Origin of the sequence: Micromonospora fulviviridis (assembly GCF_014648395.1) — a bacterium.
Lineage (GTDB): Bacteria > Actinomycetota > Actinomycetes > Mycobacteriales > Micromonosporaceae > Micromonospora > Micromonospora fulviviridis.
On sequence record NZ_BMRA01000017.1, the window covers coordinates 58,443 to 72,619 of the forward strand.

12 protein-coding genes, 1 pseudogene and 1 riboswitch are annotated in these 14,177 nt (G+C 75.6%); of the genes and pseudogenes, 6 read left to right on the forward strand and 7 right to left on the reverse strand.

What is annotated here, in order from left to right:
- Positions 1-2 precede the first annotated feature (2 nt).
- Complete coding sequence (locus IEY96_RS30580) at positions 3-509, reverse strand: DUF402 domain-containing protein (protein ID WP_189198271.1); 507 nt, start codon at positions 507-509, stop codon at positions 3-5.
- A gap of 125 nt (positions 510-634) precedes the next feature.
- Here IEY96_RS30580 and IEY96_RS30585 point away from each other — a divergent pair, with 125 nt between their 5' ends.
- Positions 635-2,776 carry an ATP-dependent DNA helicase gene (locus tag IEY96_RS30585; RefSeq protein WP_189198272.1) on the forward strand — a complete coding sequence of 714 codons (2,142 nt, stop codon included), beginning with the start codon at positions 635-637 and terminating at the stop codon, positions 2,774-2,776.
- Between the two features lie 54 nt (positions 2,777-2,830).
- Here the strand turns inward: IEY96_RS30585 and IEY96_RS30590 are convergent, their stop codons facing one another.
- On the reverse strand, positions 2,831-4,111 hold the full coding sequence (locus IEY96_RS30590; protein WP_308429961.1) for an AI-2E family transporter: 1,281 nt from the start codon (positions 4,109-4,111) through the stop codon (positions 2,831-2,833).
- A 170-nt stretch (positions 4,112-4,281) separates the two neighbouring features.
- Between IEY96_RS30590 and IEY96_RS30595 the strand changes: the two genes are divergently transcribed.
- Both IEY96_RS30595 and IEY96_RS30600 read left to right on the forward strand, forming a co-directional pair.
- A complete protein-coding gene (locus IEY96_RS30595; RefSeq protein WP_189198274.1) occupies positions 4,282-4,629 on the forward strand; it encodes a GroES family chaperonin in 348 nt (115 codons plus the stop codon).
- Positions 4,630-4,708: 79 nt separating this feature from the next.
- Positions 4,709-4,876, forward strand: coding sequence for a hypothetical protein (locus IEY96_RS30600; protein ID WP_167544578.1), 168 nt, complete (start codon positions 4,709-4,711; stop codon positions 4,874-4,876).
- A 32-nt stretch (positions 4,877-4,908) separates the two neighbouring features.
- Here the strand turns inward: IEY96_RS30600 and IEY96_RS30605 are convergent.
- Positions 4,909-6,379 (reverse strand): annotated as a pseudogene (locus IEY96_RS30605) (PrsW family intramembrane metalloprotease); the annotation flags it as partial.
- A gap of 23 nt (positions 6,380-6,402) precedes the next feature.
- A riboswitch (SAM riboswitch) is annotated at positions 6,403-6,523 on the forward strand.
- 51 nt (positions 6,524-6,574) lie between these two features.
- Here IEY96_RS30605 and IEY96_RS30610 point away from each other — a divergent pair.
- On the forward strand, positions 6,575-7,837 hold the full coding sequence (locus IEY96_RS30610; RefSeq protein ID WP_189198276.1) for an aminotransferase class V-fold PLP-dependent enzyme: 1,263 nt from the start codon (positions 6,575-6,577) through the stop codon (positions 7,835-7,837).
- Between the two features lie 9 nt (positions 7,838-7,846).
- Here the strand turns inward: IEY96_RS30610 and IEY96_RS30615 are convergent, their stop codons facing one another.
- Positions 7,847-9,106 carry an FUSC family protein gene (locus IEY96_RS30615; protein ID WP_229791989.1) on the reverse strand — a complete coding sequence of 420 codons (1,260 nt, stop codon included), beginning with the start codon at positions 9,104-9,106 and terminating at the stop codon, positions 7,847-7,849.
- A gap of 74 nt (positions 9,107-9,180) precedes the next feature.
- On the opposite strand from IEY96_RS30615, the gene IEY96_RS30620 reads away from it, so the two are divergent.
- Entirely contained in the window at positions 9,181-9,816 is a 636-nt protein-coding gene (locus IEY96_RS30620; protein WP_189198278.1) for an HD domain-containing protein, read from the forward strand.
- Here IEY96_RS30620 and IEY96_RS30625 read toward each other — a convergent pair.
- On the reverse strand, positions 9,788-10,114 hold the full coding sequence (locus IEY96_RS30625; protein WP_189198279.1) for a DUF4031 domain-containing protein: 327 nt from the start codon (positions 10,112-10,114) through the stop codon (positions 9,788-9,790). The two genes, IEY96_RS30620 and IEY96_RS30625, sit on opposite strands and share 29 nt — an antisense overlap.
- Positions 10,115-10,172: 58 nt before the next feature.
- Here IEY96_RS30625 and IEY96_RS30630 point away from each other — a divergent pair, with 58 nt between their 5' ends.
- Entirely contained in the window at positions 10,173-11,573 is a 1,401-nt protein-coding gene (locus IEY96_RS30630) for an FAD-binding oxidoreductase (protein ID WP_189198280.1), read from the forward strand.
- Positions 11,574-11,576: 3 nt separating this feature from the next.
- On the opposite strand, the gene IEY96_RS30635 is transcribed toward IEY96_RS30630, so the two are convergent.
- The gene (locus tag IEY96_RS30635) at positions 11,577-12,086 is read right to left on the reverse strand and encodes a hypothetical protein (protein WP_189198281.1); all 510 of its coding nucleotides are present in this window, start codon (positions 12,084-12,086) and stop codon (positions 11,577-11,579) included.
- Between the two features lie 61 nt (positions 12,087-12,147).
- Positions 12,148-13,962, reverse strand: a complete 1,815-nt coding sequence (locus IEY96_RS30640; RefSeq protein WP_189198301.1) for a glycerol-3-phosphate dehydrogenase/oxidase — start codon at positions 13,960-13,962, stop codon at positions 12,148-12,150.
- Between the last annotated feature and the right edge of the window lie 215 nt (positions 13,963-14,177).

The window sequence follows — 14,177 nt, forward strand, 5'->3', positions numbered from 1 at the left end:
GCTCAGACCACCAGGGCCAGCCACTTCCGGTAGGAGGTGGCGAACGGCTCGGTGCCGTCACCGAGCGCGCCGAGCAGCCAGCGGGCCGCGGCCTCCGCCTCGGCCACCACGTCGTCGGGGTAGGCCCAGCGGGCCCGGTGCTCGGCGAACTCGTCCTCGTCGCGCAGCTCGACCCGGCCGGTCTCCCGGCGGCGCACCACGTCCAGGTCGAGGTCGACCAGGTGGACCGTCTCCTCGCCCTCCCAGCGGGCCGGGGTGGCGATGTCGCAGTAGACCTCGCTGGTGCGCGGCGGCGGGTTGAACATGCCGGTCCACCAGCCGTGCCGGGGCACCAGCAGGACGAACGGGATCTGCTCCACGGACGGCCGGCCGTGGTAGACCGATTCGGTGCCGGCCGGCACGCCGAGCCAGACACCGAGGTCGTCCTCGGCGAGCCGGCGGGCCGGGTAGTCGCGGTGGGCGCTGCCGTCGTACTTGCGGTAGATCACGCGGACCACGTCGCTCGGCATGATTGGCACCCTAACCGATTCCGGCCACGCGACGCGATCGGCAGGTAACCGGACGCGACCCGCCGGCCACGCCACGCGGGCGGAGCGACCCACCTGCTGTCGGCGGCGACGGGTACGGTCGCACGGTGACCCCGCCCCGCACCGCCACCGGCCCCGCCGTTCCCAAGAAGCGCCGGGGCGGCCGGCCCGGCGGCGGCGAGCTGCTGGCCGCCGCGGTCGGCGCGGTCCCCGGCGGCGCGGCCCGCCCCGGCCAGCAGCAGATGGCCGAGGCGATCGAGCGGAGCATCTCCTCCGGCGAGCACCTGCTCGTGCAGGCCGGCACCGGCACCGGCAAGTCGCTGGCCTACCTGGCCCCGGCGCTGACCGTGGACGGCCCCGTGGTGGTCTCCACCGCCACCCTGGCGTTGCAGTCCCAGCTGGTCGACCACGACCTGCCCCGGCTGGCCGACGCGGTCGAGCCGGTGCTCGGCCGCCGCCCCACCTTCGCGGTGCTCAAGGGGCGGCACCACTACCTCTGCCTGGCCCGGCTCGACAACTCGGTCGAGGAGGAGCCGGAGGACACCCTCTTCGACGCCCCGCGCCCCGGCGGCGGCACCAAGTGGCTCGGCGAGGCGGGCCGGCTGGGCAAGCAGATGCAGCGGCTGCGCGACTGGGCGGAGAAGACCGCCACGGGCGACCGCGACGAGCTGGACCCGGGCGTGGACGACCAGGTGTGGCGGAGCGCCTCGATGCCGGCGCGGGAGTGCGTGGGCGCCACCCGCTGCCCGTTCGGCCAGGAGTGCTTCGCGGAGGCGTCCCGGGCCCGGGCCCGCGAGGCGGACATCGTGGTGACCAACCACAGCCTGCTCGCCGTCGACATGCTCGCCGGCCGGCACATCGTGCCGCCGCACAAGCTGCTCGTGGTGGACGAGGCGCACGAGCTGGCCGACCGGGTGTCCTCGGCGGCCCAGGCCGAGCTGGAGCCGCAACTGATCGACCGGTCCGCCCGCCGGGCCCGGCCGCTGCTCCGCCCCGACCTGGCCGAACGGCTCACCGAGGCCGGCGACGCGCTCGCCGTGGGGCTGGCCGAGGCGCCGGCCGGGCGGCTCACCGCCGGCCTGCCGCCCGCGCTGCGGGAGGCGTGCACCCTGCTCGACGCGGCCACCCGCGCCGCGCTGGAGTCGATCGGCGACATCAAGGCCGACGACCCGGACCCGGTGCGCAAGCAGCAGGCCAAGGCCGCGCTGGACGAGCTCTCCACCACCGCGCAGCGCCTGCTGGAGGAGGCCGACCACGACGTGGCCTGGGTGGAGAAGCCGGAGAACGGCAGCCGCCGGGCGCTCGTGGTGGCGCCGCTGTCGGTCGCCGGCACCCTCGCCACCCACCTCTACGACGAGCGCACCGTGGTCGCCACCTCGGCCACCCTGGCGCTGGGCGGCCGGTTCGACACGGTGGCCCGGGCGCTGGGGCTGGACGCGCCGCCGCCCGCCCCGCCCTCGCCGGCCGCCGCCGCGCTGGCCACCGCGGCCGCCGCCGGCCGCGCCGGCACCACGCCCCCGGTGGCGAGCACCGACGGCAGCCGGGCGGCCATCGGCACGGTGCCGGCCACCGAGGGACCCGGCTGGACGTCGCTCGACGTCGGGTCGCCCTTCGACTACGCCCGGCAGGGCATCCTGTACGTCGCCGCGCACCTGCCCCGGCCCAGCGTCTCGGGGCTGCCCGAGGCGGCCGGCGAGGAGCTGCTGGCGCTGGTCGGGGCGCTCGGTGGGCGTACCCTCGGGCTCTTCTCCTCCCGGCGGGCCGCGCAGCAGGCGGCGGAGCTGCTCCGCGCGCGCACCGACCTGCCGGTGCTGCTCCAGGGCGAGGAGGCGCTGCCGCTGCTGGTCCGCCGGTTCCGCGAGGAGCGGGAGAGCTGCCTGTTCGGGGTGATGTCGCTCTGGCAGGGGGTGGACGTGCCGGGCGACTCCTGCCAGCTCGTCGTGATCGACCGGCTGCCCTTCCCCCGGCCCGACGAGCCGCTCGCCGCGGCCCGGGCGGCGGCCGTCGACGCCGGCGGCGGCTCCGGCTTCGCGGCGGTGAGCGTGCCGATCGCGGCGGTCCGGCTGGCCCAGGGGGTCGGCCGGCTCATCCGGGCCACCGGCGACCGGGGCGTGGTGGCGGTGCTCGACTCCCGGCTGGAGACCGCCCGGGGCTACGGCCCGTTCCTGCGCCGGTCGCTGCCCCCGTTCTGGTACACCACCCGCCCGGACGTGGCCCGGGGCGCGCTGGAGCGGCTCGGCAAGAGCTGACGCCCGCGCCTCCCCCCGGCGGGGGCGACGCGGGCGTCGACGGGTCGGTCGGGGTCAGGGCGCCTGGGAGGCGACCACCACGGCGTCGGGCGGGGTGTCCGGCACGGTCCGGGCGGCGAGCCGGCGGACGGCGGTGTTGAGCACGGCGATCAGCGGCACCGCGACCAGCGCGCCGGCGATGCCGGCCAGCACCACGCCGGCGGCGATGCCGATGATCACGGCGAGCGGGTGGATGGCCACCGCCCGGCCCATGATCAGCGGCTGGAGGACGTGCCCCTCGACCTGCTGCACGCCGATCACCGCGCCCAGGATGATCAGCGCGGTCACCGGGCCGCTGTCGACCAGCGCCACCAGCACGGCCACCACGCCGGACAGGAAGGCGCCGACGATCGGGATGAACGCGCCCAGGAAGACCAGGGCGGCCAGCGGGAACGCGAACGGGATGTCGAAGACGACCAGGAAGATGCCGATGCCCAAAGCGTCGATGAAGGCGACCAGCACGGTGGCCCGTACGTAGGCGCCGAGCGTCGACCAGGAGGCCCGGCCGGCGTCGTCCACCTTCCAGCGGGCGTTCACCGGCAGCAGCCGGACCAGGAACCGCCAGATCTTGCTGCCGTCCCGGAGGAAGAAGAAGGTGGCGAAGAGCACCAGGACCGTGCCCGTGAGCACCTCGGCCAGGGTGGCGGCCGTGTTGAGCGCCCCGCTGGTGAACTTCTCCGTGTTGCCGTTGATCCAGCTCTGCGCCTCGTCGATGTAGCGGGTGAGCTGGCCGTCGGAGAGGTGCAGCGGGCCGGTCTTGAGCCAGTCCTGGATCTGCCGGACGCCCTGGGACGACTTCTCGCTCAGCTCCGGCACGCCCTGGATGAACTCGTTCACCACCAGGGTCAGCGTGCCGATCACCGCGGCCAGGCCGCCGACCAGCACCACGCCGGTGGCCAGCGACCGGGGCAGGCGGGCCCGGAGCAGCCAGCCGACCGCCGGGGCGAGCAGCGCGGAGAGCAGCAGCGCGACCGCCAGCGGGATGATCACGATGCGGATCGTGCCGACGATCTTGAGCAGCGACCAGGTGACGATGCCGACCACGATGAGCCGCCAGCACCAGGCCGCGGCGATCCGCAGCGCGTGCGGCACCTCCACGTCGTCCCGGCTGGTGGTCGTGGCGTGCATGACGGCCGGCGGCTCCGCGCCCACCACGGTCGCCGTCGGGGGTGCGGCCGGACCCGGCGAGGAGTGCGAGGCCAGGCCCGACTCCTCCGCCGACCGGTCCGGATCGGTCCGCCGGGCCCGCGCCGACTCGCGGCCGGACTCGTACGCGCGGCGGAGCCGTCCACGCATCCGCTCGAAGCGGCTCAAGCGCACCTCCCGCAAACTGGTCCGCCCCCGAGGCAAGGGGACAGGATACGTCCGTCCGCCCCACCCTAGGGCGACTGCGCCACACATTGCCCCCCTGCCGCTCAGCCCAACCACACCGGGACCGACCACCGGGCACGAGGTAGCGTCTTCGCGTGACCGCCGACCAGGACCTCGACACCGGCCTACCGATCCGCCTGCTGCACGACCGCGTGCTGGTGCGCACCGAGAACGGCGAGGGGGAACGCCGCTCCACCGCCGGCATCGTCATCCCGGCCACCGCGGCGGTCGGCAAGCGGCTGGCCTGGGCCACCGCGGTGGGCGTCGGCCCGCACGTCCGCTCCATCGTCTCCGGCGACCGGGTGCTGTTCGACCCGGACGACCGCTCGGAGGTCGAGCTGCACGGCCGGGCGTACGTCCTGCTGCGCGAGCGGGACGTGCACGCCGTGGCGGCCGAGCGGGTGGAGAACGAGCCGACCGGCTCGACCGGCCTCTACCTGTAGGCGCCGCCCCGTCGCGGGCGCCGTTTGCACCGCTGCCCGGCGGGAAGCCCCAGGCACGACAGCGCCCTGGGGAGGGATCATGCCGGTAGTCATCAAGAAGATACTTGCCTGGGGATTCCTCGCGTTCCTGATCTACTTCATGGCGTTCCGGCCGGACGGCGCGGCCCAGCTGTTCAAGGGGATCGGGGCGGCCCTCATGGCCATCGCCCAGGGCCTCGGCGACTTCCTCACCGGCCTGATGACCTGACCCGCTCTCCTTGCCGCACGATCAGGCGTGCGGCCAGGGGGCGGTGGAGCGGGCGCCGTGCCAGCCGGACGGGCCGTAGCCGGGCGGGAAGGCGGGAGGCGGCGGGGCCAGCACCACCGGGATCGGCACCACCGGCTCGTCCGGGGCCTCGACCACCCGCTGCGACCCGTCCGGGAAGCGCAGGTGGTAGCGCTGCCCGTCCCAGACCCCGACCGGCGCCTGCGGGTCACGGCCCACGAAGAACGCCCGGTACGCCCCGATCGCGTCCAGCAGCTCCCGTTCCTCCCGCGCCGTCCGGTCGCGCTCGGCGGGCTTGCGGTCCAGCCCCCGGCGCATCCCGTCGCGCAGCAGCGCCAGCCGGGTGGCGGCGAACTGGTAGCCGCGCATCGCCCGCACCCCGCCGTCACCGGCCACCCGCCGGGCCCAAATCCGGGCGGCGTGCCGCCGGCCGAGGCTGCCCAGCGCCGCCACCTCGGGCGGGGTGAGCCAGCCGGCCCGGACGTAGTCGGGCAGGGTGCGCTCGGTGAGCCGCCCCTCCCAGGCACGCAGCCAGACGGCCAGCCCCACCATGCCGAAGAAGATCGGCACCATCACGCCGATGTAGCCGTAGAGCGCGATCAGCGGCTGCCCGGTGGCGGCGGCCAGCGAGGGCAGCAGGTTCCAGGTGCCGTGCAACATCATGGCCAGCAGCAGGCCGGCGATCGGAGCCAGGAAGCGCACCCGCCGGTCGGCGGCACGCGCGGCGACCCCCAGGCCCACACCGGTCATCGAGGTGAACAGCGGGTGGGCGAACCCGAAGAGCAGGATCCGCACGATGAAGATGGCGATGACCTGGCGCGCGCCGGTGGCCGGCCCGTACTCCTCGACGCCGGTGCGGTAGCCGTACCCGCCCAGGTAGAGGATGTTCTCCACCATGGCGAAGCCGACCGCGGAGAGACCGCAGTAGACCAGGCCGTCGGTGACCCCGGAGAACTCCCGGCGGCGGAAGATCAGCAGCAGCAGCGGGCCGGCCGCCTTGGTCAGTTCCTCGATGAACGGGGCGACCAGCACGGCGGTCAGTGCCGCCGGCAGTCCCCAGTCCTTGAACAGCCGGGCCCCGGTCTCGTTGACCAGCAGCGAGATGGCGGTGGAGACGAACGCGCCCCAGGCGAAGCAGAAGATCAGGTACTTCAGCGGCTCGGGCTCGTAGCGGTCGAGCCAGAGGAAGCAGGAGACCAGCACCGGCACCGGCAGGATCGCCGCGATCACGCCGACCAGCAGCGCCTCCGCGCCGAGGCTCTCACCCAGGGTGAAGACCATGAAGAGCGCGCCTGCGGCGATGAGCAGCACCACCCCGGCCAGCGCCAGGAACCGCCGCCAGCCGAGCCGACGCAGCGGCATCCGGGGGGCCGGCGACCCCGGCGGGACGGCGGGCGCGGTCGGCGGCGGCGGCAGGGCTCCGCCGGGCGGGGTGACGGCCATGCGGTCAGCGTAGTCACCCGCGACCCACTGGTCCGGCCGCATCGCGGCCGCTATGCTGCCGGACAGGTCACGAGTGCCAGCGTCAAGCCCCGGCTTGCTGGCCGGCAACCCTCGTCGAGTTCGCGGTGGGGTGCCCCGGGTGATGACCGGGCCCAGCCCGAACCGCGTGCTGGGCAAGCGCGGACCCCGTCCCGGTGCCCACCCACCCGGGGTCCCCTGGACCCGGGAGGCTCCGGCATGACCGTCACCCTCGTACCCTCGCTGCCCACGCTGTCCACTCCGAGCCGGCCGGACCCGCTCGGCGTGCTCGGCGTACCGGGGGAGATCAACCTGGACCACGCGGCCAGCGCGCCGTGCGCGCGGGCCGCGGCCGACGCAGTGACCGAACTGCTGCCCTGGTACGCGAGCGTGCACCGGGGCGCCGGCGCGCTGTCGCGGCGCTGCACGCTGGCCTACGAGCGGGCCCGGCAGACGGTGGCCGACTTCCTCGGCGCCCGCCCCGACGACCACGTGATCTTCACCCGGAACACCACGGACGCGCTGAACCTGCTGGCCCGGGCGCTGCCCGCCGGCACCACGGTGGTCACCTTCGCCGGCGAGCACCACGCCAACCTGCTCCCCTGGCCGCGCGGCTCGGTCCGGCTCCCGGTGCCGGACAGCCCGGGCGGCGCGGTCCGCTCCCTCGACGCCGCGCTGGCCGAGCTGTCCCGCGACGCCCGGCCGGGGCTGCCCGTGCTGGTCGCGGTGACCGGCGCGAGCAACGTGACCGGGGAACGCTGGCCGGTGGCCGAGCTGGCCCGGGTGGCCCGCCGGCACGGCGCCCGGATCCTCGTGGACGCCGCCCAGCTCGCCCCGCACGCGCCGGTGGACCTGGCCGCGCTGGACGTCGACTACCTGGCCCTCTCCGGCCACAAGCTGTACGCCCCGTTCGGCGCGGGCGTGCTGGTGGGGCGGGCGGACTGGCTGGACGCGGCACCCCCGTACCTGGCCGGCGGCGGGGCCACCAGCCACGTCGGGGCGGGCACCCACGAGGTGCGCTGGGCCACCGGCCCGGCCCGGCACGAGGCGGGCACCCCGAACCTGCTCGGCGCGGTGGCCCTGGCGGCGGTCTGCGCGGCGCTGGCCGCCGCGGACCGGGACGCGCTGCACGCCCGCGAGCAGGCGCTGCTGGCCCGGCTCCGGGCGGGCATCGCCGCCCTGCCGCACGTGGTGGAGCTGCGCACCTTCGGGCCGGACGCGCCCCGGGTGGGCATCGTCAGCTTCGTGGTCGCGGGCCGGGACTCCGCCGAGGTGGCCGCCCACCTGGCGACCGCCCACCGGGTCGGCGTCCGGGACGGCCTGTTCTGCGCCCACCCGCTCGCCCGCCGCCTGCTCACCGAGGCGGCCACCCGCAGCGGCCGCGACGACCTGCCTCCCACCGCCCTCCGCGCCAGCCTCGGCCTCGGCACCACCGAGACCGACGTGGAGACCCTGCTGACCGCCCTGTCCACCCTCCCCTGACCCGAGCGGTCAGCCGACCGGGGGCGCGGTGGGTGGTTTGGGGGCGGGGCTCTGTTCGGTGGTCTCTCCGGAGCGCTGCTCGCGGTCGCCGAACGCCTGGCGGACCAGGCGGTTCGCCTCCTCCTGCTCGATGCCGGAGGCCACCATGAGGTCGCTCGCCGTGGTCCGCACCTGGGCGATCACCACGCTGCCGGAGAAACCCACCCCCTCGGCGTACGCCCGCCCGGCCTCGCTGACCGCGCGCAGCGACCGCTCCCGGGCCTTCTCCGGCTCCTCCCCGGCGGCGAACTCGTGCCGCAGCAGGCGTACCGACTCGGCCAGGTGGGCGACCGAGTCGGGCATCGTCTCGGGGACGGGCTCCTCGTCCTCGATGATGGTGACCGAGCGGCGGATCAGCGTGCCGCTGTTCCGCATCGCCCGGTCGATCGGGTCCGCCGCCTCGGCGTAGTGGGTGAGTTCGTCCCGCCGGTGCCAGCGGGCCGGGGAGATGGTGATGGTCTCCTTGGCCCCCTCGATCGCCTCCGAGAGCGCGGCCAGCTCCTCCTTGTTCTCCCGGAGCCGGAACAGCGCCTGCTGGGCCGCACCCCGGTCCCGGTTGCGCAGCGCCTCCGCGCAGGCGTCGAGCTGGCCGGCGAGCAGGTCCAGCGCCGGCCGGGCCGCCCGGTTGATCACGCGTAGCGGGTTCAGCGGCAGCAGGATCGCGGTGACCACCAACGCGATGCCGCCGCCGATGAAGGCGTCGACGAAGCGGGGTATCTCCAGGTTCTGCGTGGACGGGCTGAGCGTCACGATCAGCACCGCGGTGGCCGCCGCCTGGATCACGATGGCCACGCTCGCCCCGGCGAAGACGGTCAGCAGGATCGCCGCGGTGACCACCAGGCCGAGCTGCCAGGCGCCGGTGCCCAGGAAGTAGATCAGCAGATCGCCGACGGCGACCCCGACCGCCACCCCGATGATCAGCTCGATGGTCCGGCGGAACCGCTGGCCCACCGAGGCGGCCAGGGTGCCGACCGCCGAGATCGGCGCGAACACCGGCTGCGGATTGCCCAGCACCACGTGGGAGATCAGATAAGCCAGCCCGGCCGCGAGGCCCGCCTGGACCGCCAGGCCGGTCGCCGTGCGCACCCGGTGCAGCCGGTCGTGCAGCGTGGCCTTGCTCCGGTGCCGGAGCTGCTCCATGGCCTCCGAGATCCGCGCCCCGTCGACGTCGACCAGTCCTTCGCGCAACGCGGTACGCCGGAGGAACGGCGGTCGTCGGTCCCGGGCCACGGCCATGGCCGGGACTACCCGTCCCGCCCCCGGTGAATCCTCCGGACCGGCCGGGGTGGGGCAGACTCCACCGGGTGGACGAGCTGACGGAACGGTGGCGGGACGCGGCCCGGGCGGCGGGCGCGACCGACCCGGCCGGCGTCGAATCGGCCGGGGCCCGGCTGCTGGTCGGCTGGCGGGAGCCGCACCGGCACTACCACACGGTGACCCACCTGCGGGCGGTGCTCGACGTGGTCGACGCGTACGCCGGGTCGGCCCGCCGCCCGGACCTGGTCCGGCTGGCGGCGTGGTGCCACGACGCGGTCTACGACCCCCGGGCCGGCGGCGACGCCAACGAGCGGGCCAGCGCCGAACTGGCCGGGGAACTCCTCACCGCCGCCGGGCTGCCGGCGGCGGCGGTGACCGGGGTACGCCGCCTCGTGCTGCTCACCGCCGGCCACGCGGTCGGGCCGGACGACCCGGACGGCGCCCTGCTCTGCGACGCCGACCTGGCGGTCCTGGCCGCCCCGCCAGCCGACTACGACCGCTACGCCGCCGCCGTCCGCCGCGAGTACGCGCACGTCCCCGACCCGGCGTTCCGCGCCGGCCGCGCCGCCGTCCTGGCGAACCTGCTGGCCCTACCCGCCCTCTACCGGCTCCCCGAGCCGCACGCCCGCTGGGAGTCCCGCGCCCGCGCCAACCTCACCCGGGAACTCGCGACCCTGCGCTGAGCCCGGCAGCCCGTGCCGCCGGCCGAGCCGGAGCGGGGACCGTGGGAGGTTTGGGCCGGCGCAGGCCGGCGGCGCGGAGCCGGAGGACGATCTCGCGGGACGGGACGAGCCGGGCGCCCAGCCAGACGGCCATCGGGACGCGTTCGGCCGGAACGTCGTAGTGGTCGCGGTCGAAGCCGCGCCGGGGCACGCCCAGCGCCTCGGCGAAGGCGTGCAGCTCGGCATACGAGAGGTCGCTGATCAGGTGCGACCACAGCCGCCCCCGCCAGGGCACCGCGGGCGGGTCCAGGTAGAGCATGGCGACCAACGGTACGCCCGGTTGGTCAACCCCGCCGGCACGACCTAGCCTTCCCGGCATGGCCGCCCATCCCCTCCTCGACGAGCTGCGGACCGCCCTCGGCGACGCCGCCGTGCTGACCGACCCCGACCTGCTGGCGACGCACGCGCGGGACGAGGCCGACCTGTGCGCGGCGGGCACCCCGCTGGTCGTGGTCCGCCCGCGCGACACCGCGGAGGTCGTGGCGGTGGTCCGCGCGGCCGGCCGGCACGGCGTACCCGTGGTGCCCCAGGGGGCGCGGACCGGGCTGGCCGGGGCGGCGAACGCGGTGGACGGCGCGCTGGTGCTGAGCACCGTGGCGATGGACCGGATCCTGGAGGTCGACCCGGTCAGCCGGATCGCCGTGGCGCAACCCGGCGTGGTCAACGCGACGCTGGCCGGGGCGGTCCGCGAGCACGGCCTCTGGTATCCGCCGGACCCCGGCTCCTGGGAGTCGTCCACCATCGGCGGCAACGTGGCCACCAACGCCGGCGGCATGTGCTGCGTGAAGTACGGCGTGACCACCGAGTACGTGCTCGGGCTGGAGGTGGTGCTCGCCTCCGGCGAGGTGCTGCGGACCGGCCGGCGCACCGCCAAGGGCGTCGCCGGGTACGACCTGACCCGCCTCTTCGTCGGCTCGGAGGGCACCCTCGGGGTGATCACCGAGGTGACCGTGGCGCTGCGCCCGGCGCCCGAGGAGTCGCTGACCCTGGTCGCCGTCTTCCCCACCACGGCGGCGGCCGGCACCGCGGTCGCCGGGATGGCCGAACGCGGGCTCACCCCGAGCCTGCTGGAACTGCTGGACCGGACCCACCTGCGGGCCATCGAGGCGTACCGGCCGATGGGGCTGCGCACCGACGCGCAGGCGCTGCTGCTGGCGGCCGTGGACACCGGCTCCCGGGCGGCCGACGACCTGGCCCGGCTCGCCGAGGTGTGCACGGCGGCCGGGGCCGACGAGGTCTACGCGGCCACCGACGCGGCCGAGGCCGCCGCCCTGCTCCAGGCCCGGCGCCTCGCCCACCCGGCCATGGAGAGGTTCGCCGCGGAGGCCTTCCCCGGCGGCAACGGCGGCCTGGTCATCGACGACGTGGCGGTGCCGCGGGGCGCGCTGGCGGCGCTGCTCGACGGGGTGGCCCGGATCGCCGAGGAGTGCGCCGTGCCGATCGGCGTGGTCGGGCACGCCGGAGACGGCAACATGCACCCGAACATCGTGGTCGACCGGGCCGACCCGGCCAGCCTGGAGCGCGGGCGGCGGGCCTTCGACGAGATCATGCGGCTCGGGCTGGACCTCGGCGGCACCTGCACCGGCGAGCACGGCGTCGGCCTGCTCAAGCGGGACTGGCTGGCCCGGGAGATCGGCCCCGTGGGCGTGCGGGTGCACCAGGCGATCAGGGCCGCGTTGGACCCGGCGGGGCTGTTCAACCCCGGCAAGGTGTGCTGACGCTCAGCCCTTGTCCTCGGCCGGGGTGGCCTGGGTGATCAGCAGCAGCACCTGGTAGGCCACCGGCGGCTTCGGCTCGCCCGGGCAGTCCTGAATGGTGATGGTCAGCCCCGGCGGGACCAGCATCGTCGAGGTCAGCGCGTCGATGCAGCCCTGCTTGTAATGCCGGGCCTCGTCGGTCTCCTTCGCCAGGGCCGGGTCGGTGAGCATCTGCTGCAACCGCTGCGTCTGCTCGGGGCTGAGCACCCCGGTCGAGTCGACCCCGTCGCCCGCGCAGTCGCGGCACTGCCACCGCCCGGTCGGGTCGACCTCCAGCGTGCGCGTCGGGCTGTCCGGGCCGAGTTGCTGCACCAGGGAGACCCGCCGCCCGACCGGGGTCGGCGAGACGGCGCCCGCCTTGTCCGGTGTGGTGGCGCCCTCGGCGCGGCCGAAGAGCGAGCAGCCGGTGAGAGCGGTCGCCAGCAGGACGCCGAGGGACAAAGCAGGGACGCACGACCAGGATGGGCGAACCACGCGGGAAACCTACACTTCCGTAGGTAAGGCCGGTACCCTCCGGAGGGACGTTACCGACGGGTCACCGGGAAGACGGAAGTTCGGCGCTGTCGCCGTCGGTGCCCCGGTCCGCCGCAAAGCCGCGGACGTCCGGCGCGCCCAGCCGGGCCGCGTCGGCCGCGACGTCGTCCGCCATCAGCTGCGACTGCCGCTCCGCCTCCACCCGGGCCCGGTAGTGGGCCACCTCGCGGGCGCGGGTCGCCTCGTCCCAGCCGAGCACCGCACCCATCAGCTCCGCGGCGTGCTCCGCCGACTCCAGGCCGCGGTGGCTGGTCTCGATGGAGATCCGGGTACGCCGGGTGAGCACGTCCTCCAGGTGCAGCGCCCCCTCGGCGCGGGCCGCGTACGTCACCTCGGCGGCCAGGTATTCCGGGGCGCCGGCCAGCGGCGAGCCGAGCAGCGGGTCGGCGTCGACCAGGGCGAGCAGGTCGAGGGTGAGGGTGCCGTAGCGCTCCAGCAGGTGCTCGACCACCCCGACCGGCACCCCGTGCCGGCGGGCCAGGTCGGCCCGGTCCCGCCACATGGCCGCGTACCCGTCGGCGCCGAGCAGCGGCAGGTCGGCGGTGCGCGACGGCCGGGTCCAGCCGAGCCGGTGCACCGCCCGGTCGACCACGTCCGAGGCCATCACCCGGTACGTCGTGTACTTGCCGCCGGCCACCAGGAGCAGCCCGAGCATCGGCTCGACGACGGCGTGTTCCCGGGAGAGCTTCGAGGTGGAGTCCGCCTCGCCGGCCAGCAGCGGGCGCAGCCCGGCGTAGACGCCCTCGATGTCGTCGGTGGTGAGCGGGCGGTCCAGCACCGCGTTGACCTGCTCCAGCAGGTAGTCGATGTCCTTGGCGGTGGCCGCCGGGTGGGACCGGTCCAGGCGCCAGTCGGTGTCGGTGGTGCCGATGATCCAGTGACCGCCCCACGGGATGACGAAGAGCACGCTGCTGGCGGTGCGCAGGATCAGCCCGGTCTCGCCGGTGATCGCCGAGCGCGGCACCACCAGGTGCACGCCCTTGGAGGCCCGGACCCGGAAGCCGGGGCGCAGCCCCACGTCGTTGAGCATCCGGGACATGTCGTCGCTCCACACGCCGGTCGCGGCGATCACCGTGCGGGCGTGTACCTCGAACTCGGCGTCCGGCGAGCCGGCGGGGGCCTCCAGGTCGCGGACCCGGACCCCGGTGACCTCCCGGGCCTGCCGGATCAGGCCGACCGCCCGGGCACTGGTCACCACGGTCGCACCGAGGCTGGCCGCGGTGCGGGCCAGGGTCACCACGAGGCGGGCGTCGTCGACCTGCCCGTCGTAGTAGCGGATCGCACCGGCCAGCTTGTCGGGACGCAGGCTCGGGAAGATCCGGCGCGCGCCCTCCCGGCTCAGGTGCCGGTGCAGCGGCATGCCCCGCCCGCCGCCGAACACCCCGGCGAACACGTCGTAGGCGGCCACCCCGGCGCCGTAGTAGGAGCGGCGGAAGAACCGGCCGGCCAGGTCGCGCACCCCGCCCTCGGCGGGGAGCGGGACGAGGATCGGCACCGGGCGCACCAGGTGCGGGGCGAGCCGGGTGGCGAGCAACCCGCGCTCGGTCAGCGCCTCGTGCACCAGGTGGAACTCCAGCTGCTCCAGGTAGCGCAGGCCGCCGTGGATCAGCTTGCTGGACCGGCTGGAGGTGCCGGCGGCGTAGTCGCGCGCCTCCACGAGGGCCACCTTCAGGCCACGGGACGCGGCGTCGAGCGCGGCGCCCGCCCCGGTCACGCCACCGCCGATGACCAGCACGTCGAACCGCTCGGCGCGGAGTCGGCGCAGGTCATCGGCGCGGCGCTCGACGGAGAGCTGACCGGCCACGGATCGGGACACGTTGGGGTCGCGCACCTGTCCACCGTAACCGGCCCCGCACTCCGGCGGCACGCCCCCGCCGGGCCGTACGGTGAGGGCCATGCAGGCCGGCCCGCCCACCGCTCCCGTCCCCCCGCCTCGTCCCGCCCGCCGCGACACCGGCCCGTGGCCGGTCGTCGCCGCCGCGGCCACCGGCGTCTGGGCCGTGCTGGTCGCGGTGCCGGGCCAGCTCGTCG